Source organism: Pseudomonas sp. AC463, assembly GCF_979253585.1.
In genome coordinates this window covers 1-259 of the sequence record NZ_CEEDDZ010000796.1, presented here as the reverse complement: position 1 = coordinate 259, position 259 = coordinate 1, and the positions used below count along the sequence as shown (strand labels likewise).

The 259-nt window shown below is 69.1% G+C and carries 1 protein-coding gene; it reads right to left on the bottom strand.

The window, feature by feature from the left end:
• Window positions 1–259, bottom strand: a 259-nt coding sequence (locus AC0IYH_RS32410; protein ID WP_471838440.1) for a nucleoside/nucleotide kinase family protein, incomplete at both ends; no start/stop codon positions are given.

The following is a 259-nucleotide window of genomic DNA, read 5'->3' as shown; positions in this document are numbered from 1 at the left end:
CCCCTGCGCGGCCTGATACGCCATGTTCGACGCGATATAGCGGTCGAACACCACCACGTCGTGCGATGCCGCCGCGCCGTGGATCGCGTCCGCGGATTCCAGCCGGTCGAGCGCATACAGCACCGCCGCCGCTTTCGGAGAAGCTGCATGCGGCAGGCGGCTACCCAACAACTCCCCCAGCACATGGCCGCCGATCGTCGCACCGTAGCGTGTGAAGGACAGGACGGTGGCGGTGCGGCCGGCGGCGTTGAGCTGCGCG